Below are 25,289 nucleotides of genomic sequence, written 5' to 3'. Positions count from 1 at the left end.
TCTAAAAACCCTTAGCAAAAATTGATACAATTTTAGCAAATAAATTATTAGAGGTTGTAATGTTTTTTAAAGCCTTCTTTACAAATAGTAGTGGAATTTTAACTTCAAGAATCTTTGGCTTTATAAGAGATTTAATGACAGCAAACACGCTTGGAGCAAACATATATAGTGATATATTTTTTGTAGCTTTTAAACTACCAAACCTATTTAGAAGAATCTTCGGTGAAGGGGCATTTAATCAATCGTTTCTACCAAGCTTTTTACAAACAAAATACAAAGGTGGCTTTGCACTAAAAATATTAGGTATTTTCTGCTTTGTCTTATTTGTGCTATCTATTTTGGTTTATGTTTTTCAAGTGCCTATAACAAAGATTCTAGCATATGGCTTTAATGAATCAACAATAGCACTTGCAGCACCACTAGTTGCGATAAATTTTTGGTATTTGCTATTAGTTTTTATAGTTACATTTTTTGGTGCTATGTTGCAGTATAAAAGAAATTTTACAGCATGGGCTTATTCTCCTGCATTACTTAATATATGCATGATTATTGCATTGCTTTTTGCAAATAGTAAAGATTCTTATGAATCTGTATTATTGCTTAGCTATGGAGTATTAGCAGGTGGGATAGCACAAATATTGCTACACATATATCCAATGTGGAGATTAAAGCTTTTAAAATTGCTACTAATAGGCACAAAAGAACTAAAACATAAAAAAGATTCAATAAAACAAAGTATCTCTAGCTTTAAAAGTCAATTTTTCCCAGCAATGATTGGTAGCTCAACAGCACAACTTGCGTCATTTATCGATACACTACTCGCCTCATTTCTAGCTAGTGGGGCTATTTCTTATTTATACTATGCAAATAGAATCTTTCAACTACCACTTGCAATCTTTGCTATTGCAACCTCAACAGCATTATTTCCTTTAGTTGCAAAATATATAAAAAACAAAGAAGAAGATAGAGCATTGTTTGAACTATCTCGTAGTTTTTGGCTACTTAGTGCATTACTTAGTGCATGTGTTCTAGGTGGGATAATGCTAAGAGATGAAATTATTTGGCTACTTTTTGAGAGGGGAGAGTTTTTAAGAGAAGACACAATAATTACAGCTTCAGTATTTAGTGCTTACATGATTGGATTACTTCCTTTTGGACTAGCTAGAATCTTTTCTTTATGGCTATATTCACATCACAAACAAACACTAGCCGCAAAAATATCTGCTTTTTCACTTCTAATAGGTGCTATTTTATCTATAATTTTAATGCAGTCTTTAGGTGCTGTTGGTTTAGCATTGGCTGGAAGCATTAGTGGGTTTGTATTTTTTTTTACTACAATTTATTTTTTTGGATTTAGCAAATTTTTAGCCATATTAAACAAACCAAAATGGATTATTCTAATTTCGCTTATACTTTGTGTTTTGTGGGCATTAATACTTGCTTTTAAGCATTATGTATTTACACTTAATGCCTAATATGACTTAGGAAGTATTTTAGCCTTTCATTTGTCGGATTATTGAAGAATCTAGTTGGATTATTATCTTCTAAAATCAGCCCATTTTCCATAAACAAAACCCTAGTAGCAACCTCCTTTGCAAAGCCCATTTCATGTGTAACACAAATCATACTCATGCCTTCATTTGCTACACTTTTCATAAGCTCTAACACACCACCGACCATCTCCGGGTCTAACGCACTTGTAGGCTCATCAAAAAGAATAACTTCAGGCTTCATAGCCAATGCCCTTGCTATTGCTATTCTTTGCTTTTGCCCACCACTTAACCTTAATGGATACTCATATATTTTATTGCTTAGCCCTATTTTGTCTAATAGTGCCTTAGCTATATCTACTGCCTCACTTTTTGTAGCTTTTTTTAGTTGTATTGGTGCTAGTGTTATATTCTCTAATACATTTAAATTATTAAACAAATTAAAATGCTGAAACACCATTCCCATTTTACTTCTTGCTTCATTTATATCTTGTCTATCTTTTAAGTCATATTCTTTTATTTTTGACTTAAGTTTTGAGCCTTTTAGCGATTTTAACTCATCATATAAATTAACACTGATATTAGAAATCCTCTTGCCATCTAGCCAAACTTCACCTAAATCTGGAATCTCAAGCAAATTTAGACATCTCAAAAAAGTGCTTTTTCCACTCCCACTTGGTCCTATTATTACAACCTTTTCACCTTTTTTAAATTCAACACTTAAATTATTTATAACTATCTTGTCATTATATTGCTTTACTAGATTTCTAACGCTTATCACTTTTTCTTAATTTCCTTTCATAGATTCCTACAAAATAACTAGCCACAAGCACCAACACCAAATAACAAAGTGCCAAGAAAAAATAAGGCACCATATATTCATAACTAGCAGAACCTATAGTTTTAAACGCATAAGTTAAATCATGCACAGTTACATAGTTTGCTACTGATGTTTCTTTAAGTAGTGTAATAAACTCATTTCCCAAATTTGGTAAAGCATTTTTGATACTCTGCGGAAAGACCACAAAACGCATACTAGAATTTGCATTTAGTCCTAAAGCCCTTGCTGCTTCATTTTGCCCACTATCTACACTTAAGATTCCACCTCTTATTATCTCACTAACATAAGCTCCACTATTAAGCCCAAAGATAATTACAGCGACAATTAGAGCATTGCTCCCAGCTAAACCAAAAAGCGGCAAAATCACAAAATAAATAAACAGCAACTGCACAACTATCGGGGTCCCTCTGAAGAATCCAACATAAAGCTTGAAAAATACACATAAAACCCTCTCAAATGTATTTTTCTCTTCTTTTGTTATTAAAATTGCAATTAATGTACCTATAACAATACCTATAATAAGCCCCACAACAGCCAATAAAATAGTAACCAATAACCCTTCAATCACAAGGTGGTATCCACCTTTTGTGATTAGTTCTCTATAAAATATTTCTATTTTATCCAATGAATTTCCTACATATAACTTTGAATAATTGAATCTAAAGTACCAGATTCTTTTAATTTTGCCAATGCTGCATTTATTTTGTCTAATAATTCTTTATTATTCTTATTTACAGCAACCCCATATTGTTCCTCTGTCAAATAAGCATCAAATACTTGTGTATTTGGATTAGCATTAGATAGAATCTTCGCTGGTGCTTCATCTAAAATAACAATATCTACAACGCCATTTACTAAAGCATTTACAGCCAAAGAACCATTTACAAAACTCTTAACTTCAGCATTAGCAAATCCTTCAAATCCCCAATCCTTATCACCTTTTGCATAAAAAGCACCTGTTGTGCCAGTTGCTACACCTATTTTAATACCATTTGTATTTGCAATTAATTCTCTTAGTTTAACCGCATCATTGCCACTAAATTTGAAATTAGAATCTGTCTTTGCAATTACAACTTGTGCTGCATTGTAATAAGGATTAGAGAAATGAACAACCTTAGCTCTAGTTTCATTAATAGTCAAGCCACTAAGCCCTAAATCAGCATTACCACTACTAATAGCACTAACTACAGAATCAAATTCCATATCTTTGATTTCTAACTCTACTCCAAGCTCTTTTGCCAATGCTTGTGCTATTTCAATATCAATACCTCTAAACTCTTTACCCTCTTTAAACTCAAATGGAGGAAACTCCGCTGCTGTTGCCATGACAAGTTTGTCATCATTTTTGCACCCAGCAAAAATAGCAATAAAACCAAGCAAGAAAGCTAAAAAAATCTTTTTCATTCGTGTTCCTTAAAATTCAAAGTAAAAGTGAGAATTATAGCATATACATCACACTTCATAAAACTTAACTCCGCTATTTTCACGCAACTTTATTACCCCTTCTTTTGTTAGTTCTTCTAATGCCTCAATACTATCTTTGCTAAAACGCATACTTACCTCATCTTCACTCAAAGGTCGCAAAGATAATAGTTTTATAATCTCATCTTTGCTTAAGGATAAATTTAGCCTTTCATCAGATTTAGTTCTCTTAGGGATTAGGACATTAATTCCATATTCACTAAAGATTCTCCCAAATTCTTCTAATCTCTCACAATCAATAGGCTCTACTTTATATGCAGGCGGTCTATCTATGGTGCTTATATCAAGTCGCATAAGATTCATAGGTGCTAAGAATCTCGCCATTTTCTTTACTTCATCAATTGAATCATTAACGCCTTTTACAAATAAAATTTCAGCATACAACTCTCCACTATAATCCCTGCAAAACTCATACAAACCAGCTAGAATCTTATCAAGCGATATATCTTTAGATGGTCTATCTATTTTTTTAAACACACTAGGAGTTATTGCATCTAGTGAAAACTTAACTTTATCAAATAGCATACAAGCCCTAGCTACACTCACATCATGTAAAAGTGCGCCATTGCTTAAAAGCAATGTTTTTTTATCTCCCTTAATGTCTTCTAGTCTTAACATTAGCTCATATAAATAAGGATACATTGTTGGCTCACCATTTGCTGTAATTGTAATTGAATCTATATTGTGGAATCTTTTTAGTGCTACTTCTATTTCGTGCAATATGAATTCAACACTTAATACTTCTGTCATTGTATCTATTGCCTTTTTGCCCTCTAACTCACAATATAAACAATCATAATTACACTGCTTAATACTAGGCGATAAATCAACCCCCAAAGATTCGCCAAATCTCCTAGATTTTATAGGACCAAAAATAATACTCATAGATTGCCTTTAAAGTATTTAAATAATATTTAACTTTTAAAAAAATTTAAAGCTACATTTTATCACTTTTTATATATACTCAATGCCATTTTAATAAAGGAGAAGACAATGTCTGTTAAGATTACTGATATTTGTATAGCCTGTGGAGCCTGTATTGATGAGTGCCCAGTTGAAGCTATAGTAGATGATGATGATAACCCAAATGATGATGGATGCTACTTTGTATATAATGACAAGTGTGTAGAGTGTGTTGGACACAATGATGAACCAGCATGTGCTAGTGCATGTCCTACAGAGGGCTGTATCGTATGGGACGCTGTAGCAGGTTCTCAACCACATAGAGATGATATTGGGGATGACAAGAGAAGTGCTCACACTCCAGTAGTAGAATAGCCCTTAGGCTATTCTTAATAAAACCACGCCCACTTAGATTCTATAACCTCTACTCCCACATCAATTTCACCCCTTTGCAATGGTCCTTTAAAAATAAAATCACATTTATCTTTGTAATCTTGTATAAATTTATCTCTTGATACTATATCTATACCATTTATACTACCAGTATTATAATCATCAATATAACATAATATCTCTATACCACAACTCTCTAAAAATTCTCTAATATGACTAGCTGCAACTTTTGAGCCAAAGATTGCAACACTATTTATAGAATCTGCTTTGTCTTTTAAGAAAAACTTTAAAGTTTCTCTTGTTTTATATTTAAACATCGGCCTATCAAGTGGGAATGAAAATGGCTTATTGGTGGTCTTTTTAAATGCAACTACAATATTAAATCCACAACCTCCGCTTGTATGCGGATACTTCAAATCCATACTCTTTGAAGAATCTAGATATTCATATGCACCTTCTAAATCATCTAAATGCCTTAGAATCTTTTCATGTTCTATATAGGTATTACAGTTATTATCTACACCAACTTGAAGCAATTTACAAGATAAAAATTCATAATCATTAAACACGGCAAGTCTCATAAAAAACTTCAAAGAATAATTAAACAACCCATGATTAAAATAACCAGAAATTGGCAAAGCATGAATCATAATTCCATTTTCTTTACATAGATTATGGATATTTTCAAAACACACAGCTTGATTTAAAATATGCTCACTAGTTCCAAAGTTAGTAACAAGACAAAAGATATTTGTATAATTATAAAAATTCGCAAGATTCGTATTTAGATTAAAAGCTAATGCATTATATGCACCATCTAAGTCTATACAATCATAGCTTTCAAAACCTAAAGTGCCATAAAAGTAATTTGTAGAGATTCTAATACCTTCTCTTTTTTCTTTATCACTTACGATAAAGTGCTTAAATCCCCCCCCCCCGCATATTCTAGGCTAGGTATAAACTTTCTATTAAATGTCACATTATCTCTAAGTGCTAAAAACAGCTCATCTCCGAGCTCCAAATCATCTTGGCTCCCAAGCTCAAGCACATGTTTAAAGCCCTCAAAACATCCATCATTTTTTAGATTTTTAATAAAATCCTTTATATTGTTATTTACGCCCATTTTTACTCCTTTATATTTTTAATTTTACAAAGCCACTCATAAAGTGTCTTTTCAAAGCCTTTGTTTTCCCATTTTACAAATTGCATATCTTTATACATGTATTTTTGCTCCACCCACCCACCAAAATCATGCGGATAAAGATAACCTTTTTTAAAATGCTGTATATTTTCTACTATTGGCTCATTTGGATTTTTCTCCACATGGTCTAACGCCTTATTTATGGCATTATAAGACATATTTGACTTAGGAGAAGCACATAGATACACCACACATTGTGCTAGTATGATTCTAGCTTCTGGGTAACCTATTTTAGCAACACTTTGCATTGTAGAGTTTGCCAAATTTAGAGCATTTGGATTTGCATTACCTATATCTTCACTAGCCAATATCACTAGTCTTCTAGCGATAAATTCGGCATTTTCTCCATTTTTTATAAGTCTAGCTAGATAGTAAATTGCAGCATTCTCATCACTGCCCCTTATACTCTTTATAAGTGCAGAGATTAAATCATAATGGACACTATCTTCACTTGTGCCTGTATTTAGTGAATGCCTCCTCAAACTCTGCAACATCTCTAAAGTTATTTTTTTAGAATCTTTTGCAATCTCAATACCATAAGAGAGTAAATTAAGCATAGCTCTAACATCTCCACCACTACTTACTACTAGAAATTCTCTAACGCTATCTTCTAGCTCGTAATCTTTAATTAACGCATATAGCTCCTCTTTACTAAGTGCAAAAAACTCAAAAACCATAGACCTAGAACGAATAGCAGCAGTTAGTGCAAAAAATGGATTTTCAGTTGAAGCACCCATAATAATTGCCTCTCTACTCTCCATTATTGGTAACAATAATTCTTGCTGATTCTTACTTAGCCTATGAATCTCATCTATAAAAATTAGTGGTTTTTGCAGTGCATGTGTGTGTTGTTTTATTATTTCTCTTAATTCTTCTGTTTTGAAATTGGTTGCATTTAATTTATAAAATGGCATATCTAAATGTATTGCAATAATGTTTGCAGCACTAGTCTTGCCACTCCCCGGAGGACCAAAAAAGAAGCTATGTGGTATATTTTTTGACTTTAGAAGATTCATATATGGTGCATTTTCACCAAAAATATGTCTCTGCCCTACAAACTCATCAAAACTTTTAGGTATTTTATAGTAAGATAGGTCTTTCATTGCTTATCTTTAAGGTGGTTATATGACAAAATTTGCTCCTATTATCTTGGCATTATGCTTTGCGTGTATGATTTTATTTATGATGTATGGGCTTGATAATCCCATGTTTTAATATATCCAAAACTTTATCGTGAGTTTTGGCAGTCTTTATAATACCAAACTCATCTTTACCTATTAAGCATTCTTTTAGCATTTTAGTTTCTATCCATTTATAAAGCTCATCATAATAATCTCCATAGAAAATAAATGGGACTTTTTCTTTTTTTAAAACAGCAATATTTACAAGAATCTCACCTATCTCATCTAATGTCCCAAATCCACCATTTACTACTATAAAAGCTTGTGAATAATCCAAAAACACTTGCTTTCTAATAGCAAAATGAGAAAATTCTAACGGAATATCCAAATAGCTATTAAACTCCTGCTCGAAAGGCAATTTTATATTAAGCCCTATTGATGAGATTCCTTCTAGATTATGTTCTTGCTTTGCTAAAAATAAGCCTCTATTTGCAGCCTCCATAGCACCAGAACCACCGCCTGTCATAATCGAATATCCACTCAAAGCTAGGCTATAACATAGATTTTGTATATCATTGTAGATATAACTATCACTTTGGATTCTAGTCCCACCAAATACGCTAACTATGTTATTATAACCATCTAGCTTACTACTTGCATTTTTAAATTCATCGCTAAAGCCAACACCAAACTCCACTACTTATCCTTTATTATATCTTTTTTAGATTCTAAATATTTATAAATAGCTTCTATTTCTTGTTTGGTTAGATAATACTTTGGCATTATTTTTTGTGATTTTTGTAATGCTTTTGAAAAAGAATCAAATTCAATATCATTTATCTTAGGTCCATATAGTTGTTTTTGTTTTTTCTTATGAGTGTAGTTTGCTATTATTTTTCCTTCTCCAGATTCCCCATGACACTCTACACACCCTATACCGCGTGGATTTTCGTATAGCATTCTTCCATATTCTATTTGTGTAATAAAGCTATCTTCAGCACATAAAAAAAATGGAATAAGAAAAAATAAAAAACGCACAAATTTCCTTAAAGTAATTTTTATATATAATAACAAAATAACTTTTAAAGGGCATTAATGCAGATTCTAGATGGAAAATCCTTATCTCAAAAAATAGAACACAATATAAAAAATCAAGTCCAAGAATTACAAACAAAAGGTATAAAACCTAGTCTAGCTGTGATTTTGGTAGGCGATGATCCTGCATCACATAGCTATGTAACTATGAAAGCAAAAGCATGTCAAAGATGTGGGATAGAGTCAATTACAAAAAGACTTGTTTCTAGCATTAGCGAAGAATCTCTACTCTTGGAGATAGAAAACCTAAATAACGATAATTTGGTTCATGGAATCTTAGTTCAGCTTCCACTGCCAAAACACATAAACACAAATAAAATACTAGAAAAAATCTCTCCTAAAAAAGATGTAGATGGATTCCACCCATTTAACGCAGGCAAAATCTTTTATGGGCTTGATAGCCTAACTCCAGCTACACCAAAGGGCATAATCACTCTCCTTAAAGAATACAAAATAGATCTAGTTGGCAAAAATGTAGTAATCATAGGTGCTAGCAATATCGTAGGCAAGCCACTTGCGGCACTCTTTTTAAATGAAAATGCAACAATAACGCTATGTCACATATATACCAAGAATCTAAAGGAACACACACTAAATGCTGATATATTGTGTGTTGGAGTTGGTAAAGTAAATCTAATCACACAAGATATGGTAAAAGAAGGTGCAATAGTAGTAGATATAGGCATAAATAAATTAGAAAGCGGAAAGATAGTTGGAGATGTTGATTTTGCAAATGTATCACAAAAAACAAGCTACATAACTCCAGTTCCCGGTGGAGTAGGACCTATGACTATTGCTTCATTACTGGAAAATACAATCAAAGCTACACAAGGAAATATATGAAAAAATTTTTCTCACTTCTAGGAAGCTTCGCAAATAGCTGGACAGGGACAATTATTATTGTATTGTCGTTTATATTTTTTGTCGCACAAGCATTCATAATCCCATCAGGAAGCATGCTAAATACAATGCTAATAGGTGATAATTTATTGGTTAAAAAATTCTCATATGGAATCCCAACCCCTACTCTTCCTTGGCTTGAAGTAAAAGTTTTGCCAGATTTTAACAATAATGGACACTTAATTACAGGAGATACACCAAAAAGAGGAGATATAGTAATATTTCGCTATCCACTAGATCCAAAAATATACTATGTAAAACGAAATGTAGCAATCAGTGGAGATGAAGTGCTATATACAAAAGATGGGCTATGGATCGCCTTTAGCGATGACACTCCTTACAAACAAGATTCAACTAAAACAATGCAATATAGAGGCAAAACCTTCTATTATGATCCTTATATGGCAAAGCACAAAGGAGTGCATTACACACAAGATTCACTAGATGCGTTTTTACAATTAGACCTCTATTCACAAAGTGGTGAAAAAATAGCAATGACCAAAACAACGCTAGACAATGGAGAATTAGCATTTTATAAAAAAATCAAAGAAGGCACATTTTTTATGATGGGAGATAATAGAAATAATTCTAATGATTCTAGGTTTTGGGATTCAGTTGAATATAAGCATGTAATAGGCAAACCATGGTTTATATATCTTAGCTTTGATGATAATTTCAATATAAGATGGGATAGGATTGGCAAAAGCATAGAATCCCTTGAAGAAAAAATGCTAAAAGATAATTGATGTTTGAGATTCCTACACTATATAAAATAGTCGCAATGATATTTGCATTGCTAATTGCTATCATAGGACATGAGATAATGCATGGGTATGTAGCCTATAAATATGGTGATGACACCGCTAAACTTCAAGGGAGACTAAGTTTAAATCCAATAGTGCATATAGATTTGCTAGGCTCAATTATTATTCCACTATCTTTATTTTTGCTAAATGCACCATTTTTGTTTGGCTGGGCTAAACCTGTGCCTGTTAGAATGGATATAGTAATAAGAAACGGAGGATATCTTGGTGCATTTTTAGTATCTTCTGCTGGCATTTTTTATAACCTATTTTTAGCATTAATTGTTGCATTTTTGATTCATAGTGTAAATGGTGGAATGCTATCTTCAATATTTGGAGGAGCATTTAATTATTTTGATAATCCAAATTTTGCATTTAATGTGCTAATTTTTATATTGTTACAGATTCTAATTTATAATGTGATATTAGCTGTTTTTAATATGCTACCAATACCTCCATTAGATGGCTCTAGTATGCTTTCATATTTTGGTCTTATGTTTAAGAGTAATTTTTTTGCTAAAATTTTTGCCAAAGTTAATCCAATGTTTGGAATGCTAATTGTAATGGTAATTTTAGGGACACCTTTATCGCAAATAATTTTTCAACCTGTAAATTTAATATTAAAAGGGCTTTTAGGGGTATAAATGACAAAAATATTTATCGCTAACGATCATGCTGGATTCGAGTTTAAAAATGAAATATTGAAAATACTAGAAATACTTGAGATGGATATTGTTGATTTAGGGACAAACTCTAGTTCTAGCGTTGATTATCCTGACTTTGCAAATATACTATGCAAAGAAGTGCTAAACAATCAAAAAAGCTATGGAATTTTAATTTGTGGTAGCGGAATTGGAATGAGTATTGCTGCTAATAGACATAATGGCATAAGAGCAGCACTATGCAACGAATCTCTAAGTGCAAAACTAGCTAGAAAACATAATGATGCTAATGTCTTGTGTCTTGGTGCGAGGCTAATAGGCTTGGAAATGGCAAGAGAGATAATAGTTGCATTTCTTTGCACAAGTTTTGATGGCGAAAGACATTTAAGAAGAATAGAAAAGTTAAAATAAAAAAGGTTATTATATGGCACAATTTACGCAGTGGTTATTTTTGACAGCATTTATTTTATTTGTTTTGTTCATGGTTGTTAAGACATTTTTTTATAAAAGCATAGCTCAAAAAGAAGAAAAAAATAGTGCTGTTATGAAACTAACCTTACAAGAAGCAGAGATTCTAATAAGAAAGCACCAACTTCAACTACAAAGAGCACTTGGTAATATAGATATCCTAACTGATGAGATAACATCTCTAAGAAATGAAGTAAAAGCCCTAAAACAAAGAAACTCACAATATAGGGTAGAAACAGAAAAATATAAAAGCAAGATAAAAGATTTAGAGCAAAAAATCGAAGCACTACTATAAGGAGAGAAAATGGAATTAACACAAAAAGACAAAGAATTTTTATTAAACTCAATTAGAGAGATAAACGACTTCCCACAACCGGGGATTGTCTTTAGAGATATTACTACACTTCTTAATAACAAAGAAGCATTTAACTTTTTAATGAAATACCTAAAAGAAAGATATAAATCATATAACCTAGACTTCATAGCAGGTATTGAAAGCAGAGGTTTTATATTTGGAGCTGCACTAGCACACGCATTAGACATACGATTCGTCCCTATAAGAAAAAAGGGCAAACTTCCATATACAACAATATCTGAAAAATACTCACTAGAATATGGTTTTAGCGAAATTGAAATTCATATCGATGCATTTAGCGAATTAGATAATCCTAAAGTTCTTTTAATAGATGACTTAATAGCAACAGGTGGCACAGCAATAGCAGCGGCAAACTTAATTAAACAAGCAAAGGCCAACTTGGTTGAATCTTGTTTCATCATCAACTTAAAAGAGCTACAAGGTTCAAAAGAACTAGAAAAAATAGCACCAATACACTGCATACTAAACTTATAATATTCTAGCTAGAGGATTATCTCTCTAGCTTCAACAACCAACACCTTAACACTAGCTTTGTGTTTAAAACTTCAAAAATGCTAAAATTATCCTTTTATAATACTTAAAAGGAGTAATAATGATATTAATTTATGGTTTTGGCTGGTTTGGTCATATATGTGTATCAATCATGGATGCACTAAATGTCAAATACAAAATAATAGATGACAATATCAAGCAACAACATTTGGAAGCATTAAAGATATACAATGATTGCTTTATAGGAGAATATGAATTAGCAAATCATAATTTCACATCTACTTTAGTATGCGTAAATAACAAAGATATTTTTCTAAAAATAAAAGAAAAACTAAACAAACATGGTATTTACAATATTAAGCACTTCTGCTATGAATCTAAATTTTATATAAGACATTCTATGTTTGCAAAGGCAAAAGATTTCTTTAATGATATAGATGAGGATATAAAAAATGATAATGAAGATTTAGAAAATTTTGTATCTAGTATGAAAAAAGGTGAATTAGCATGGTTAGAAGACAATGCAACCAATGATGATTCTAAAATAAGGGCCAAATTTGATGAAGGATTAAATAAAAATATAAACATATTTGCAAAAATTTATGAAACAAAAAGACATAATAAAAGCAATTTTTCACACATAATATATCCCGGATTCATGATTAGGGCGACTTATAGCAGTGAAGATAAAGAATTTTTCTTCCCAGAAAAAATAGATTTTAAAGCATTGAAAAATAGAGATTTAAATACAAAGCTTGTAGTAATTTTCGGTAATAGCACTTGTATGACGGGAGGTAAAGGATATAGAATTAAAGATTATTTACAAAAATACTTAGATAGCACAGATGAAAAATATATAGTAGTAAATGCACCATGTGGTGATCATGGAATCTATGAAATGATGCTTTTATACAATGGACTATTTTATGAATTAGCCCCAGAGATAGTAATACCTATATTTTGTGATGATATAAACTTCTCACAAACAATGGATAAAGTAATGCTACAAGATTATAAGATTCCATATACTTCTCATGTATGGGAAGAAGATTGCAAAAGCATGTGCGAATCTAATATGCCATTATTATTTGAATTAAAAGATTTTACGGAAAATAAAGATATTGCTATGCAAGATTTATGCGAAGCAATGAAACTTAGAGTTTTACAATTTAGAGATTGTGTTTGTGGTAATTCTTATTTTTACCTTAAAAACAACAAGAGAGAGAGAGAGAGAGAGAGAACAACTCCAAGCTTAATAATAGCTTAAGACACCATTTTCTAGGATTCATACAACCTCACTTATGTAATAAACTACCAGAAAATTGGACACAAGAAGAAATTGAATGTGATAAATATTACAAACAATATTTCACACAGCTAAAACGCCCTACATATGCACTAATGCTAAATAGATTCAAAGAATATAGCGATGAACTAAAGAAAAGCTTGGAAGAATTTGACTTTGTATTTGATTTAAACGAAGCATTAAAATATACACAAGAATATGTATTTTTAGACCACATGCATTTCACAAATATAGGAAATGACATGTGTGCAAAATATATTTTTGAGACAATAAAAAAGCAAGGAATAATAAAAAATTCTACTTGCTAATAATCTCACTAAATTTATATAAACTCTCACATAAAGGCACATCAAGTGGAGAAAAATATTCTAATTTCGCTCCACTTTCTCTTGCTATTAGTTCTGCACTTTTTGTTGAGAACTCCCTTTGTGCGAAGACAAACTTGATATTATTTTTTTTAATTCCATCTACAACAGACATCATTTCTGATATTCTAGGACTTTTACCATCAACTTCTATTGATATTTCTATCAAACCATAATCCCTTGCAAAATATGTAAGCATAGGGTGGAACACCACAAATTCCTTGACTTTTGAATCTTTTAGCAAATTTTGTATTTTTAAATCATAACTATCTATTTTCTCTATTAGAGATTCATAGCTTGAATCGTAATTTACACTATTTATATCTTGCAAAGATTCATATATATTGTTTGCTATTATTTTTGCATTCTTTAACGATAGCCATACATGCTTATTCCACTGACTATGATCATGTCCATCATGGTTATGATTAGAATATATTTTTTCGATATTTTTATCATTGTTATATATTTTAAGATTCTTATTTTGTGCTTTAAATTTATCCAAATATTTCTCCTCAAACTCAATACCAATAGCAAAATAAGCCACAGCATCACCAATTAGCTTCATATCAGAAATCTTTGGCTCAAATGTATGAGGATCTATTCCTCCATTTATCAATGATACAACCTCATAGTCATTTGTAATAGATTCTATAAATTCCTTTTGCATTGGGATACTAACCACAATTACAGGCTTTGCAAACATACTAAAAACAAAAATTAAAAATACAAGCACATACCGCATCATAATTCCTTTATTTGTTATTAAAAGTATTTTGGCTAGGATTCTAGCTTTTCTCTTGCGTCCATAGCTCAATTGGATAGAGCATCAGACTTCGGATCTGAGGGTTGGGGGTTCGACTCCCTCTGGGCGTACCATAAATAATACCAATAAGGATTTAAAAAGACAATAAATATAGCTATAAAATCCAACAAAGTAATAATAAAAATCCTAAAAACACATACTTCATATATACAAACATACATCCAGTATGCCATTCGAATCCAACCAAACACAAAAATTCACCAAACAGCAGTCAAGATAGTTTATTTCACAAATTCCAACAAACTTTATAAAAGAATTGTAATATTGAAAGCTCAAAAACAAAAGTGGTGCCGAGGGTCGGAATCGAACCGACACGGGGTTGCCCCCACCAGATTTTGAGTCTGGCGCGTCTACCAATTTCACCACCCCGGCAAAAGAAGTGAAAATTATACAATAATTTGTAAAATTTTCACTTAAAAATACTATAAAATAGCGTATTTTATAGCACGACACGCTTTAATTAAAGACAGCTCATCTAGCACTTCTTTATTAACATCATCATCTACTAAGATAACCGCTAACGCCTCTTTATCATATCTACCAAGCCTAAAGTCTGATATATTAATATTATGCTTTGCAAGTATGGTTCCTACTTCACCTATAACTCCGGGCGTATCATCATTTCTAAATAATATCATTCTGCCCTTTGGAGTAACATCAAGCATGAAATTATTAATCTCAACAATCTTTGGCAACATCTCATTAAACACAGCACCAGCAACGCTAAACTCGCCATTTTGAGTAAGAATTGTGATTCTTACTTTGTTTCTATATGCACCTTTAGAATCTGTGCCAACTAACTTTACTTCTATACCTCTCTCTTTAGCCACATAAGGTGCATTTACATAATTTACCTTATCGCCTATTGTTGCGTTTAATATCCCAACTAATGCAAATGTAGATAAAGTTTCTAAATATTCTTTAATCTCACCCTGTGCCTCAAGGGTAATTGAACGAATCTCATCTTTATTCATTTGTATAGCAAAGAAGGCAATTTTTTGCACAAGCTCTAAATATGCCTTCATAAAGCTTGGGATCTCATTTTCTTTAATAGGCAAATTAAGTGCATTTGGAAAGCTAGACCCACGCGCTGCCTCTATGGCTGCAGTTGCCGCTTCTATGGCTATTTTTTCTTGTGATTCTAGTGTATTTGCACCAATATGCGGAGTTACATATATATTTTTATTATCTAAAAGTTTATTGGAAGTTGCTGGCTCTTTTGTAAATACATCAATACCAGCCCATCTTACTTTTCCGCTTTTTAATGCAGAATCTATGGCATTCTCATTATACAACCCACCTCTAGCACAATTAATCAATATCACGCCATCTTTTAATTTATCGATATTATCAGCGTTTATCATATTGATTGTTTCTTTGTTTTTTGGAGTGTGAATTGTTATGATATCGCATTTTAAAATATCATCAAAGTCCCTTGTATATGCGATTCCACAATCAGTAGCTTTAGTAGGATTAATATATGGGTCATAAGCTATAACTTCCATTTCAAAGGCTTTCATACGAATCCCAACTCTACTTCCTATGTTACCAAATCCAATAATTCCTAGCTTCTTACCCTTAAGTTCGGTCCCATACCAATCTTCCCTCTTCCACTTTCTGTCATATTTTAGCTGAGAATTAGCACATGGGAAATTTCTAACAGCACTTAAAATATGGGCACAAGTAAGCTCAACAGCAGCAATCGTATTTGCAGTTGGCACATTCATAACAACAACACCTTGCTTACTAGAACCTTCTATATCAACATTATCTACACCAACACCAGCACGCACTATAGCTCTAAGCTTTGGTGCGGATTCTAAAAACTTCACATCAACATCAGTAGAACTTCTAGTAATGACAACTTCAGCCTCACCAAGCTTTGATAATAACTCATCTTTTGGTAAAGAAGCAAAATTTATATAATTAACATCAGCATCTTTTTCTAATATATCTAAGCCACTTTTATGTATATGATCACAAACAACAATATTAAATTTTGACATAAATCCTCCTCTATGATTTTGTCATCGTATAGCTAATTTCATATCTAGCAAGTTCATCTAAGACTTGTTTTAGATATTTTTCATCTTTAGTAGAGACAACAAGCCAAATATTATCACCAACCTTATAATAAGAATACTGAATCTTGTGCGACATAAACACCTGATTTATACAAAAAAACTGATAATCATCAATAACACCCACAGATACCCTAAAAATACTGCTACCTTCTTTTTGTATATTTGCATCAGATAATAACCTAACTTGCATTTCAGAAGCAGGATAAATATAAGCTACATCACTTTGCATACTAAGCTTTTCAATCCAACTAGCACCACTAGAAACAACAGAATCTGTAGAATTATCATCAAGGAGGTTATAAGGCATTACATCTGGTATTGTGTACAGATTCATTGCATCAGAGTAATTGCGTATTAAAACGAACAACATAATAAATGTAAAAATCGTAAAAATAGCAACTAATACTCTTATTTGCACACTAAATCCTACTTGATTTGACCTTTAATTATATCCCCTAGTGTCATCTTATCATCAGTATTATCATTGAAACTTTTTAGATTGTTTCTTTCTTTTTGCTTCTCAAGCCTTTTAACAGATACTCTTATTTTATTATTATTTGTATCAATCATTGAGATAACGCCATTAATCTCATCACCGACTTTTATCTCATCTTTCTTTAGCGGATATAGATCCTCATTTCTAATTAAAGCATCAATATCACCATCAACCTTTATAAACACACCAAAATCTTTTATATCCCTAACAACACCACTTACTTGGCTATCAACAGAGTATTTTTTAGCAAAATCATCAGCAGGAGAAGCAATCAACCCCTTTCTTGTAAGCGAGATTCTTTCTTTATCTTTGTCGATTTTTACTATTTTAACCTCAACTTCATCGCCAACTTTCATTAAATCTTTGCATTTTTCATTTTTATTCCAATATGCATCTTCATTATGAAGTAGGCCATCTATTCCGTCTAACTTGATAAATGCACCAAAATCAGTCAAAGTAGCCACACTTCCCTTTAGTATATCTCCTTGCTTATATTTTTTAGCAAATTGTTCAAAAGGTTTATCTAGTAATTTTTTCAAAGATACTCTAAGTTTTCTTGAGTTTGTATCTATCTCAATTACCTCTACATCTATTTCTTGTCCTACTTTTAGGAATGCATCTGGACTTTGGATATTTTTATTCCACGAAATTTCAGATATATGCAAGAATCCTTCTATATCATTACCTACATCAACAAACACACCATATGGTTCTATATTGCTAACAGTAACTTTGATTGCATCTCCTACTTCAAGCTCATTTTCGATTTCTTTCCATGGATCATCAGTTGCACCCTTAATTGAAAGAGCTAGTCTATTTTTTGCTTTATCATAAGAGATTACTTTAACTAATACACTATCTCCCTCTTTGTATAGCTTAGCAGGATTTACAGGACCTTTATAGCTAATCTCTGTATAATGCACCAATCCTTCAACACCATCTAAATCCACAAATACACCAAAGCTTGTTATCTTCTTTACCTTGCCCTCAATTAGCCCTTCTTGTTGCATGATTTTGTCTATTTTTTCTTTTTTTACAGAGTTTTCAATTTCAAATAGTCTCTTTCTTGATATTACTATACTATCATCTTCATCTTTTACATTTATAATACATGCTCTTATATGCTTACCTTCAACCTTATTTACATCTTTTAGTGCTGCTGCAAATTTAGGCATAAAAAACTCTATACCATCACTTTCAACTATGAATCCACCCTTATTTTTCTTTACAATAACACCCTCAATAATTTTATCTTTGTAATCATCACCTAGCGTTTTTATGTATTCTTTTATTTTTTGTTTTGATAGTGCTTTTTTGTGTGATATTATAGGTTGTTCATTTCGTTTACCAGTAATTACTATAGGCAGTGAATCTCCAACCTTAAATAATAAATTGCCATTCGCATCTTTAATCTCATCTATAGAAATATTTCCCTCTTTTTTCTCACCAGAAACCGCAACAACCACATTGTCATTTTCAATGGCTACAATTTGTCCTTCTGAAACCCTTTGACTTTCTTTTTTTTCAAACTGCTCTAGCATGGAAGCAAAGTCTTCTTCTCCTGCATAATTTTCAAACTCATCTATCGTAGCCATCTTTTACCCTTTTTTAAGAAAATAATTTTCCATTGTATTTAATCCAACCTTTTAAAAGTATAAAAACTTAATAAATTTCTATTGTTTTTACCACTTTATCAATTATCCAATTTGGTGTTGAAGCACCAGCAGTAACACCACATAATATCTTGCCAACAAACCACTCTTTATCAAGCTCACTATAATCTTCAATTAAATAACAATCATCACAATATTCTTTTGAAATATTATAAAGTTGCTTGGTATTTGAAGAATCTTTACCTCCAACAATTATCATAATATCAACTTCTTTTGCTAATTTTCTAGCTGAATCTTGATTATCAAAAGTAGCATTACAAATGGTATTAAATATCCTGCATTCCGAACATTGCTTAATTAAAAAAATAGCAATTTGTGAAAATAGCTCCACATTTTTTGTGGTTTGTGATATTAGTGCTACCTTTTCTTGTAGCTTTATTTCTTTTAGAGATTCTATATCTTCAATTACTATTGGGGTTGTATGACAATAACTCATAACCCCCTTTACTTCAGGGTGAGTCTTATCTCCAAAAATTATTATTTGATATCCTTCTTTACTCATTTTTTCGCATATTTCTTGTGGCTTTGTTACAAATGGACATGTAGCATCAGTTATATTTTGTGTCTTTTGTTTTAGTTTTTCTAAGTCTTGCTTTGGGATTCCATGCGTCCTTATTATTACTTCTGCATTTTCTTTTATTTCTTCTATATTTTCATTAACAACTACATTGAAATTCTCTTTTAACCTATTTATCTCCTTTGAATTATGTATCAAAGGTCCTAAAGTAATTCCATTTTTTTTAGATTCTGCAAGTTTGATTGCTCTCCTAACTCCAAAACAAAACCCATAATTATTTGCCAATTTAACCTTCACACTCTATCCTTGTAATTTGCTTTAAAATTTCTACAAAATTCGGAAATGATACACTAATACAATCACTATCTTCTATATCAATGCCACATTTTAAGCCCAAAATAGCAAAGCTCATAGCAATCCTATGATCACCAAAACTATCTACTTTAGCATACCTTGGAATCCCACCTGTAATTACAAAACCATCTTCTAACTCTTCTACTTCAATGCCACATTTTTTAAGATTATTAACAATAGAACTTATTCTATCGCTCTCTTTTACTCTAAGTTCTTTTGCATTTCTTACACTACTTGTGCCATTAGCACATGATAGTGCAACTGCTAATGCTGGAATCTCATCAATAAGCCATGAAATATTATCCCTAATATCAACCGCACAAAGCTCACTTGGAGATATTATTTCAATATCACCTATGCTATCGTATATATTTGATGTTTCTTTGTAGTTTATAATCACACCCATTTTCTCTAGAGCCTTAAATGCTTCAATTCTAGTTTTGTTAAGCAAGACATTTTTTAAAATACATCTTGAATCTGGTATTATAGATACTGCGACTGCAAAGAAAAATGCACTAGAAGGATCGGAAGGAATTTCAATTTCAATTGGTTTTAACTTTTCTTTTAATGGATTTATTTTTATTGTGTTATTATCCATGTTTTCTATCTCTGCACCCATACCTACAAGCATCCTCTCTGTATGATCCCTGCTTAGCTCATATTCAGAATAAATACAAGAATCTTTTGCAAATAGTGCTGCTAATATCATTGCAGACTTTACTTGAGCACTTGAAATTTCACTGGTATAGTTAAAAGATTCTAAGTGCCCACCATGTATAACAATAGGTGCATAGTTATTATCCTCCCTGCCATATATGGTTGCTCCTATACTTTTAAGCGGTGAGATTATCCGCTTCATTGGTCGCTTATTTAAATATCGATCACCACTTAACACAAACATTCCCTTTTGAGAACTCAACAATCCCATATACAATCTAATTGCAGTCCCAGCATTACCGCAATCTAGCACATCACATGGCTCTTGTATTTTATCTGGCGGTGTTAGTATCAATCCTCCATCATATTCTGCAACATTTAAGCCCAACATTTGTGCAATTTGTAGAGTATGCAAAGTATCATCACCTTGCAAATAATTCCTAACAAAAGATGGTTTATTGCTAAGCAGAGAAAATATAGCCACTCTATGAGATATTGATTTATCAGAGGCTATATTGTCACATATGATGGAGAATTTTTCACATTTATGAATTTTTAGATTCATCTTAACTCTATGTTAAAAGTATTTTTTAAAGCTTCCAAAATCCTATCAGTAATACTAACTATATCTTTATCTTCTAGAGTCTTATCCATTGATTGAAGCTCAAACCTAATAGTCAAGCTATTGTTTTCTCCAAGTTTTTCATCATTATATATATCAAGTGGATAAAATTTTAAAATCTCTTGTATATTTAGAGATAAGATAGAATCCCTAATCTTAAAATAAGGCACTTCCTTGTTTATAACCACACTTAAATCTCTAGTTGTTTTTTGAAACTTAGAATACTTCTTCACACTTGGGATTTTAGATTCAAGTTTAGAGATCTCTATTTCACACAAATATGTAGTATCTAACCCAAGTGCATTAGCCACTTTTGGGTGTAGTGTTGAGATAACTCCTACTTCTTTGCCATCTTGAATCACCTTTGCACATTGTCCAGGGTGAAAGAGTGAAATACTGCTGCTACATTCTACAAGCTCAAATTCTCCTATAACATTTGAGATTCTATTAGCAAAAGTAAAGAAATCCCCCTTATAACCTTTTGTTATAGGAAAGTGTTCCTTATTTACAAACCCGCTTTGCACAAAGCTAAGCAAAATCTTTTCTTCTCTATCTTTTGTATATGCACTGCCAAGCTCAAATAACGATATACCAGTAAATCCATTATTTTTATTTAAAAGCACAGAATCCAAAAGTCCGCATAAAAGAGTAGAACGCAATGTGTTTAAATCATTTGTGATAGGATTCGTTAAATCAAGCTCTTCTTTTAATGTCTCAAAACCATAACTCTCCAATTTTTCTTTATTGAAAAACACAAAATGTATCGTTTCATTAAACCCAGAATAAATAGCAGCCTTGGCAAGATTCCTACGAAATTTATATATATGCGACCAATCTGTACTTTGATTGTTCTGCACTATTAAGCAAGGCTTACTAATTACATTATCTATGCCTATAAATCGTATTATCTCTTCACTAATGTCTGCTAAATTATTTATATCATGCCTAAAAAGAGGTGCTTTAACAAGCAAGAATGTATCATCAGATGATATTTCCACTTCAAATTCTAAAGCTTTTAATATATTTATAATTTCTGTTTTTTCGACTTCTTTGCCTATTATTTTGCCCACTAGATTTATATCAATTGCGATACTTTCATTTTCCGTATAAGTTATGATTTCTTGCGTATCTTTATATATTACACAATTTTGATCACTACAATCGCAAATTATCATATCACATAGAATATCTAAACCAAGCAATAAGTTTGGATTGCTACCCCTTGAAGTTCTCTGAAAAATATGTGCATCTAAATCTTTTGGTTTATTATCACATACATTAGATGCCACAATATAAGGCGGTATATAGCTTGCCTCAACAATTATAAACTCATTTCCAAGACTATCATTATTGCAACTTATATAATTATTAACCCCAATGGTAGAAAGCTTTAAATCATTAAAATACACACTATCAAAACCTTTTTCATCTTTTTTGACATGCAATGTAATTTTTTCTTGATTTACATCTCCAAGATGACAAAATTTTTGAGGATATGCATTCATAATGACACCACTATACAAAGTAGTGAAATTTAGAGCATTTTTTAAATAATTAGAACACAAAGATTCATTATAAGCTAAAAATAGAGAATTCTTTAGATTTGTAGGGCGTAATTCCGCTTCAAATGCCCTATATAAAACAGAACTATCTATCTTTTCATCAGATACTACTTGCAATACTCTACCAATGCCGGGCGAACTATCAGGTATGTTGATCTTTTGTATTTTTTTCATCTCCACACCAAAGGCTGCAGATAAATCCCTAGCAATACCAAGCAAATTCATGCAGTCTCCACGATTTGGAGTGATTGATATTTCATATACCTCATCGCAAAAAATTGGATATTCACTTAATTCTTTACCAATTACCAACTCTCCAATGCTTGAATCTAACTCAACTATTCCATCATACAAACCAGGAAATCCAAGTTCACTAGTCGAACAAAGCATTCCGCAACTATCTACACCTCTTAATTTTGCTTTCTTTATAGTAATGCTAGGCAGCACTGCCCCTTCTAGTGCTACTGCTACATAAATCCCTTCTCGTGCATTTTTTGCACCACATACAATTTGTCTTATCTCATAATCATCACCATTAGTAGAAATAGCAACTTGGCATATATTTAGCTTTGTTGCATCTGGGTGTTTTTGGCATTCTAATATCTTACCTACAACAACTTTGCTTGGTGCAGAAACTCTCTTAAAACTTTCTACTTCTAAACCTATGTTATTTAGGATTCTGCAAAGTTCTTCGCCACTATTTTCTAGGAACAAAACTTCATTTAAAATACTTCTAGTAAAAATCATCTAAATTGCTCCAATACCTTTAAATTACTCTCAAAAAACGCCCTTAAATCAGGCACACCATAATAAAGCATAGCAAATCTCTCAACACCTAAACCAAAGGCATATCCGCTTACATTTTCATATCTCACAGCATTAAATACATTAACATCGACACTACCACAACCTAACACTTCTAACCAACCAGTATGAGAACACACCCTACAACCACTACCACCGCAGAAAATACAACTCATATCAACCTCTGCACTAGGTTCTGTAAATGGAAAAAAGCTAGAACGGAATCTAACTTTAACATCTCCAAACATAAATTTCAAAAAGTCCTCTAGTATAAACTTCAAATTCGCAAAACTAATGCTATCTTTACCATTTTCTACCACTAATCCTTCAACTTGGTGAAACATAGGAGTATGAGTAATATCATAATCACATCTAAACACACTGCCCGGTGCTATCATTCTAATTGGTGGCTTTTGTTGTTGCATTGTGCGGATTTGCACAGGAGAAGTATGTGTTCTAAGTAGCTTTCCATCATTGAAGTAAAATGTATCTTGCATATCTCTTGCAGGGTGATATTTAGGGAGATTTAGTGCTTCAAAGTTGTGAAAATCATCTTCAACCAAAGGACCCATATTAAGCGAAAAATTCATGCTTAAAAAATACTCCACAATTCTATCAAGCATAAGCATTACTGGGTGATTTGCACCTTTAGTATTTGCTGTATTAAACAAAGAGACATCTATTTTTTCTGCTTTTAGCCTAGATTCTAGTTCTTTTAATTCCAAAACTTCTTTTTGTATTGCTAAATTTTTCTCTACCTCTTGCTTTAGAGTGTTTAATTCTTGTGCTAGCGTCTTTTTTTCTTCTGCATTGCAAGTTTTTAACTCTGCAAACCTAGCAGTTAAAATTCCCTTCTTGCCAAGAAGTGCGATACGAATCTCTTCTAGCTCTGCAAGTGCATTTGTCTGCTGTATCTTCTTTATTTGCTCTTTCAAAATATATCCCTAATATTTAGAATCTTTTTTAGGATTGTAATAAAAAAAATATTTACTTTACTTAATAAATAAGTGTAAAATGCAAAAATATTAAAATTTAAGGATTTGAAATGACTGTTTTTGAAAAGATAATAAATGGTGACTTACCATGTAACAAAGTCCATGAAGATAGTAATTTTCTAGCATTTCACGATATTTCTCCAAAAGCACCAATACATGTCTTAGTCATACCAAAAAAATTCGCAAAAGACTTCCAAGAAGTAGATAGCAATACAATGTCTCTTGCAACACCTTTCATACAAGAAGTAGCAAAAATATTAGGACTTGATAAAACAGGATATAGAATAATAAGCAACATAGGTTTAGATGGTGGGCAAGAAATACCATATTTACATTTTCATATACTAGGTGGTGCAAAACTAAAATGGGATAGTCTAGCACCAAATATCTCTGAAAAAGAAAGATTAGAAGAAGCAAAAAGAAGCATGTAAGCTTCTTTAGCTAAAAATCACCCCATCAATTCCATGCCTTGCTATATGCTCTATTTCATTTTCATTTTGTATCTTTAATAACACCTTGCAATCAAACAAATAAGATTCAGCTAATTTTTGCAACTCAATAGCAAACTCCAAAGAATCACATATTAAAAACTTAGCCCCCAAATTAACCAATAATAAAGATTCTAAAATGGTTGATACTTCACTTGAATAAGGGACATTATTTTCACTACAAAATTTTGCAATTTCAAGATTCCTTACAATCAAAAAATCACTTGGAATCGTGCTTGATATATCATTTGTAGAATCAATATAGATTATTTTTATAGGTGAAATTAAACTATGATTTAAAATTATCATAAAG

The 25,289-nt window shown here is 31.8% G+C and carries 29 protein-coding genes and 2 tRNA genes; 12 read left to right on the top strand and 19 right to left on the bottom strand.

The window, feature by feature from the left end:
- Positions 1–59: 59 nt before the first annotated feature.
- Positions 60–1,475, top strand: a complete 1,416-nt coding sequence (gene murJ, locus PF021_RS01075; RefSeq protein ID WP_271020557.1) for a murein biosynthesis integral membrane protein MurJ — start codon at positions 60–62, stop codon at positions 1,473–1,475.
- Here murJ and PF021_RS01070 read toward each other — a convergent pair.
- Genes PF021_RS01070 through PF021_RS01055 form a run of 4 tightly spaced genes read right to left on the bottom strand, consistent with a single transcriptional unit; the run spans position 1,465 to position 4,698 of the window.
- On the bottom strand, positions 1,465–2,271 hold the full coding sequence (locus PF021_RS01070; protein ID WP_271020556.1) for an amino acid ABC transporter ATP-binding protein: 807 nt from the start codon (positions 2,269–2,271) through the stop codon (positions 1,465–1,467). The genes murJ and PF021_RS01070 overlap by 11 nt on opposite strands.
- Positions 2,258–2,956: an amino acid ABC transporter permease gene (locus tag PF021_RS01065; protein WP_271020555.1), complete on the bottom strand. Its 699-nt coding sequence runs from the start codon at positions 2,954–2,956 to the stop codon at positions 2,258–2,260. The genes PF021_RS01070 and PF021_RS01065 overlap by 14 nt, the downstream gene beginning before the upstream one ends.
- Before the next feature lie 8 nt (positions 2,957–2,964).
- Positions 2,965–3,735, bottom strand: coding sequence for a transporter substrate-binding domain-containing protein (locus tag PF021_RS01060; protein WP_271020554.1), 771 nt, complete (start codon positions 3,733–3,735; stop codon positions 2,965–2,967).
- Between the two features lie 48 nt (positions 3,736–3,783).
- Positions 3,784–4,698, bottom strand: a complete 915-nt coding sequence (locus PF021_RS01055) for a radical SAM protein (RefSeq protein ID WP_271020553.1) — start codon at positions 4,696–4,698, stop codon at positions 3,784–3,786.
- 108 nt (positions 4,699–4,806) lie between these two features.
- Between PF021_RS01055 and PF021_RS01050 the strand changes: the two genes are divergently transcribed.
- Entirely contained in the window at positions 4,807–5,091 is a 285-nt protein-coding gene (locus PF021_RS01050) for a 4Fe-4S binding protein (protein WP_271020552.1), read from the top strand.
- Between the two features lie 14 nt (positions 5,092–5,105).
- On the opposite strand, the gene PF021_RS01045 is transcribed toward PF021_RS01050, so the two are convergent.
- From PF021_RS01045 to PF021_RS01025, 5 genes are all read right to left on the bottom strand, one after another.
- Positions 5,106–5,759 carry an LbetaH domain-containing protein gene (locus PF021_RS01045; protein WP_271020551.1) on the bottom strand — a complete coding sequence of 218 codons (654 nt, stop codon included), beginning with the start codon at positions 5,757–5,759 and terminating at the stop codon, positions 5,106–5,108.
- Positions 5,760–6,016: 257 nt separating this feature from the next.
- Complete coding sequence (locus PF021_RS01040) at positions 6,017–6,232, bottom strand: hypothetical protein (protein WP_271020550.1); 216 nt, start codon at positions 6,230–6,232, stop codon at positions 6,017–6,019.
- Between the two features lie 2 nt (positions 6,233–6,234).
- The gene (locus tag PF021_RS01035; RefSeq protein WP_271020549.1) at positions 6,235–7,413 is read right to left on the bottom strand and encodes a replication-associated recombination protein A; all 1,179 of its coding nucleotides are present in this window, start codon (positions 7,411–7,413) and stop codon (positions 6,235–6,237) included.
- 73 nt (positions 7,414–7,486) lie between these two features.
- Positions 7,487–8,128 (bottom strand): LOG family protein, encoded by a 642-nt coding sequence (locus tag PF021_RS01030; RefSeq protein WP_271020548.1) that lies wholly within the window; start codon positions 8,126–8,128, stop codon positions 7,487–7,489.
- The gene (locus tag PF021_RS01025; RefSeq protein WP_271020547.1) at positions 8,128–8,469 is read right to left on the bottom strand and encodes a c-type cytochrome; all 342 of its coding nucleotides are present in this window, start codon (positions 8,467–8,469) and stop codon (positions 8,128–8,130) included. Before PF021_RS01025 ends, PF021_RS01030 begins: the two co-directional genes overlap by 1 nt.
- 57 nt (positions 8,470–8,526) lie before the next feature.
- Here PF021_RS01025 and folD point away from each other — a divergent pair, with 57 nt between their 5' ends.
- From folD to PF021_RS00985, 8 genes are all read left to right on the top strand, one after another.
- Positions 8,527–9,369, top strand: a complete 843-nt coding sequence (gene folD, locus PF021_RS01020; protein WP_271020546.1) for a bifunctional methylenetetrahydrofolate dehydrogenase/methenyltetrahydrofolate cyclohydrolase FolD — start codon at positions 8,527–8,529, stop codon at positions 9,367–9,369.
- Entirely contained in the window at positions 9,366–10,172 is an 807-nt protein-coding gene (gene lepB, locus PF021_RS01015) for a signal peptidase I (RefSeq protein ID WP_271020545.1), read from the top strand. Before folD ends, lepB begins: the two co-directional genes overlap by 4 nt.
- Entirely contained in the window at positions 10,172–10,873 is a 702-nt protein-coding gene (locus PF021_RS01010; RefSeq protein WP_271020544.1) for a site-2 protease family protein, read from the top strand. The genes lepB and PF021_RS01010 overlap by 1 nt, the downstream gene beginning before the upstream one ends.
- The gene (rpiB, locus tag PF021_RS01005) at positions 10,874–11,302 is read left to right on the top strand and encodes a ribose 5-phosphate isomerase B (protein WP_271020543.1); all 429 of its coding nucleotides are present in this window, start codon (positions 10,874–10,876) and stop codon (positions 11,300–11,302) included.
- Between the two features lie 13 nt (positions 11,303–11,315).
- Positions 11,316–11,654, top strand: a complete 339-nt coding sequence (locus PF021_RS01000; RefSeq protein WP_271020542.1) for a hypothetical protein — start codon at positions 11,316–11,318, stop codon at positions 11,652–11,654.
- A 9-nt stretch (positions 11,655–11,663) separates the two neighbouring features.
- The gene (gene apt, locus PF021_RS00995; protein ID WP_271020541.1) at positions 11,664–12,209 is read left to right on the top strand and encodes an adenine phosphoribosyltransferase; all 546 of its coding nucleotides are present in this window, start codon (positions 11,664–11,666) and stop codon (positions 12,207–12,209) included.
- A 118-nt stretch (positions 12,210–12,327) separates the two neighbouring features.
- Positions 12,328–13,494, top strand: a complete 1,167-nt coding sequence (locus PF021_RS00990) for a hypothetical protein (RefSeq protein WP_271020540.1) — start codon at positions 12,328–12,330, stop codon at positions 13,492–13,494.
- Positions 13,495–13,628: 134 nt separating this feature from the next.
- Entirely contained in the window at positions 13,629–13,841 is a 213-nt protein-coding gene (locus tag PF021_RS00985; RefSeq protein ID WP_271020539.1) for a hypothetical protein, read from the top strand.
- On the opposite strand, the gene PF021_RS00980 is transcribed toward PF021_RS00985, so the two are convergent.
- Entirely contained in the window at positions 13,831–14,646 is an 816-nt protein-coding gene (locus tag PF021_RS00980) for a metal ABC transporter solute-binding protein, Zn/Mn family (RefSeq protein WP_271020538.1), read from the bottom strand. The genes PF021_RS00985 and PF021_RS00980 overlap by 11 nt on opposite strands.
- 54 nt (positions 14,647–14,700) lie before the next feature.
- Here PF021_RS00980 and PF021_RS00975 point away from each other — a divergent pair.
- Positions 14,701–14,777: transfer RNA gene (locus PF021_RS00975), tRNA-Arg, on the top strand.
- Positions 14,778–15,009: 232 nt separating this feature from the next.
- Here the strand turns inward: PF021_RS00975 and PF021_RS00970 are convergent.
- The 8 genes from PF021_RS00970 to pheS all read right to left on the bottom strand — a co-directional run bounded on the left by PF021_RS00970 (position 15,010) and on the right by pheS (position 24,428).
- Positions 15,010–15,096, bottom strand: a tRNA-Leu gene (locus tag PF021_RS00970).
- Positions 15,097–15,146: 50 nt separating this feature from the next.
- Entirely contained in the window at positions 15,147–16,730 is a 1,584-nt protein-coding gene (gene serA / locus PF021_RS00965) for a phosphoglycerate dehydrogenase (RefSeq protein ID WP_271020537.1), read from the bottom strand.
- 10 nt (positions 16,731–16,740) lie between these two features.
- A complete protein-coding gene (locus tag PF021_RS00960) occupies positions 16,741–17,226 on the bottom strand; it encodes a hypothetical protein (protein ID WP_271020536.1) in 486 nt (161 codons plus the stop codon).
- An 8-nt stretch (positions 17,227–17,234) separates the two neighbouring features.
- Positions 17,235–18,899, bottom strand: a complete 1,665-nt coding sequence (locus PF021_RS00955; RefSeq protein ID WP_271020535.1) for a 30S ribosomal protein S1 — start codon at positions 18,897–18,899, stop codon at positions 17,235–17,237.
- A gap of 67 nt (positions 18,900–18,966) precedes the next feature.
- Entirely contained in the window at positions 18,967–19,791 is an 825-nt protein-coding gene (locus PF021_RS00950; protein WP_271020534.1) for a 4-hydroxy-3-methylbut-2-enyl diphosphate reductase, read from the bottom strand.
- Positions 19,781–21,070, bottom strand: coding sequence for a 3-phosphoshikimate 1-carboxyvinyltransferase (aroA, locus tag PF021_RS00945; RefSeq protein WP_271020533.1), 1,290 nt, complete (start codon positions 21,068–21,070; stop codon positions 19,781–19,783). The genes PF021_RS00950 and aroA overlap by 11 nt, the downstream gene beginning before the upstream one ends.
- Positions 21,067–23,436: a phenylalanine--tRNA ligase subunit beta gene (gene pheT / locus PF021_RS00940; protein WP_271020532.1), complete on the bottom strand. Its 2,370-nt coding sequence runs from the start codon at positions 23,434–23,436 to the stop codon at positions 21,067–21,069. Before pheT ends, aroA begins: the two co-directional genes overlap by 4 nt.
- Positions 23,433–24,428, bottom strand: coding sequence for a phenylalanine--tRNA ligase subunit alpha (gene pheS, locus PF021_RS00935; protein ID WP_271020531.1), 996 nt, complete (start codon positions 24,426–24,428; stop codon positions 23,433–23,435). The genes pheT and pheS overlap by 4 nt, the downstream gene beginning before the upstream one ends.
- 110 nt (positions 24,429–24,538) lie before the next feature.
- Between pheS and PF021_RS00930 the strand changes: the two genes are divergently transcribed.
- Positions 24,539–24,919: a histidine triad nucleotide-binding protein gene (locus PF021_RS00930; RefSeq protein ID WP_271020530.1), complete on the top strand. Its 381-nt coding sequence runs from the start codon at positions 24,539–24,541 to the stop codon at positions 24,917–24,919.
- A 6-nt stretch (positions 24,920–24,925) separates the two neighbouring features.
- Here the strand turns inward: PF021_RS00930 and PF021_RS00925 are convergent, their stop codons facing one another.
- Positions 24,926–25,285: a hypothetical protein gene (locus PF021_RS00925; RefSeq protein WP_271020529.1), complete on the bottom strand. Its 360-nt coding sequence runs from the start codon at positions 25,283–25,285 to the stop codon at positions 24,926–24,928.
- Positions 25,286–25,289 lie beyond the last annotated feature (4 nt).

The sequence above is a fragment of the Helicobacter ibis genome (genome assembly GCF_027859255.1).
Taxonomy (GTDB): Bacteria; Campylobacterota; Campylobacteria; order Campylobacterales; family Helicobacteraceae; genus Helicobacter_D; species Helicobacter_D ibis.
Note: the sequence above shows the minus strand (reverse complement) of the source record. Positions and strands in the feature narration are given on the sequence as shown.

Excerpts from the sequence above, each read along its gene's own strand:
- murJ (WP_271020557.1), top strand. The coding sequence starts at position 60 with ATGTTTTTTAAAGCCTTCTTTACAAATAGTAGTGGAATTTTAACTTCA.
- PF021_RS01060 (WP_271020554.1), bottom strand. The coding sequence starts at position 3,735 with ATGAAAAAGATTTTTTTAGCTTTCTTGCTTGGTTTTATTGCTATTTTT.
- PF021_RS01055 (WP_271020553.1), bottom strand. The coding sequence starts at position 4,698 with ATGAGTATTATTTTTGGTCCTATAAAATCTAGGAGATTTGGCGAATCT.
- PF021_RS01050 (WP_271020552.1), top strand. The coding sequence starts at position 4,807 with ATGTCTGTTAAGATTACTGATATTTGTATAGCCTGTGGAGCCTGTATT.
- PF021_RS01045 (WP_271020551.1), bottom strand. The coding sequence starts at position 5,759 with ATGATTCATGCTTTGCCAATTTCTGGTTATTTTAATCATGGGTTGTTT.
- PF021_RS01040 (WP_271020550.1), bottom strand. The coding sequence starts at position 6,232 with ATGGGCGTAAATAACAATATAAAGGATTTTATTAAAAATCTAAAAAAT.
- PF021_RS01035 (WP_271020549.1), bottom strand. The coding sequence starts at position 7,413 with ATGAAAGACCTATCTTACTATAAAATACCTAAAAGTTTTGATGAGTTT.
- folD (WP_271020546.1), top strand. The coding sequence starts at position 8,527 with ATGCAGATTCTAGATGGAAAATCCTTATCTCAAAAAATAGAACACAAT.
- lepB (WP_271020545.1), top strand. The coding sequence starts at position 9,366 with ATGAAAAAATTTTTCTCACTTCTAGGAAGCTTCGCAAATAGCTGGACA.
- PF021_RS01010 (WP_271020544.1), top strand. The coding sequence starts at position 10,172 with ATGTTTGAGATTCCTACACTATATAAAATAGTCGCAATGATATTTGCA.
- rpiB (WP_271020543.1), top strand. The coding sequence starts at position 10,874 with ATGACAAAAATATTTATCGCTAACGATCATGCTGGATTCGAGTTTAAA.
- PF021_RS01000 (WP_271020542.1), top strand. The coding sequence starts at position 11,316 with ATGGCACAATTTACGCAGTGGTTATTTTTGACAGCATTTATTTTATTT.
- apt (WP_271020541.1), top strand. The coding sequence starts at position 11,664 with ATGGAATTAACACAAAAAGACAAAGAATTTTTATTAAACTCAATTAGA.
- PF021_RS00990 (WP_271020540.1), top strand. The coding sequence starts at position 12,328 with ATGATATTAATTTATGGTTTTGGCTGGTTTGGTCATATATGTGTATCA.
- PF021_RS00985 (WP_271020539.1), top strand. The coding sequence starts at position 13,629 with ATGCTAAATAGATTCAAAGAATATAGCGATGAACTAAAGAAAAGCTTG.
- PF021_RS00980 (WP_271020538.1), bottom strand. The coding sequence starts at position 14,646 with ATGATGCGGTATGTGCTTGTATTTTTAATTTTTGTTTTTAGTATGTTT.
- serA (WP_271020537.1), bottom strand. The coding sequence starts at position 16,730 with ATGTCAAAATTTAATATTGTTGTTTGTGATCATATACATAAAAGTGGC.
- PF021_RS00955 (WP_271020535.1), bottom strand. The coding sequence starts at position 18,899 with ATGGCTACGATAGATGAGTTTGAAAATTATGCAGGAGAAGAAGACTTT.
- aroA (WP_271020533.1), bottom strand. The coding sequence starts at position 21,070 with ATGAATCTAAAAATTCATAAATGTGAAAAATTCTCCATCATATGTGAC.
- pheT (WP_271020532.1), bottom strand. The coding sequence starts at position 23,436 with ATGATTTTTACTAGAAGTATTTTAAATGAAGTTTTGTTCCTAGAAAAT.
- PF021_RS00930 (WP_271020530.1), top strand. The coding sequence starts at position 24,539 with ATGACTGTTTTTGAAAAGATAATAAATGGTGACTTACCATGTAACAAA.
- PF021_RS00925 (WP_271020529.1), bottom strand. The coding sequence starts at position 25,285 with ATGATAATTTTAAATCATAGTTTAATTTCACCTATAAAAATAATCTAT.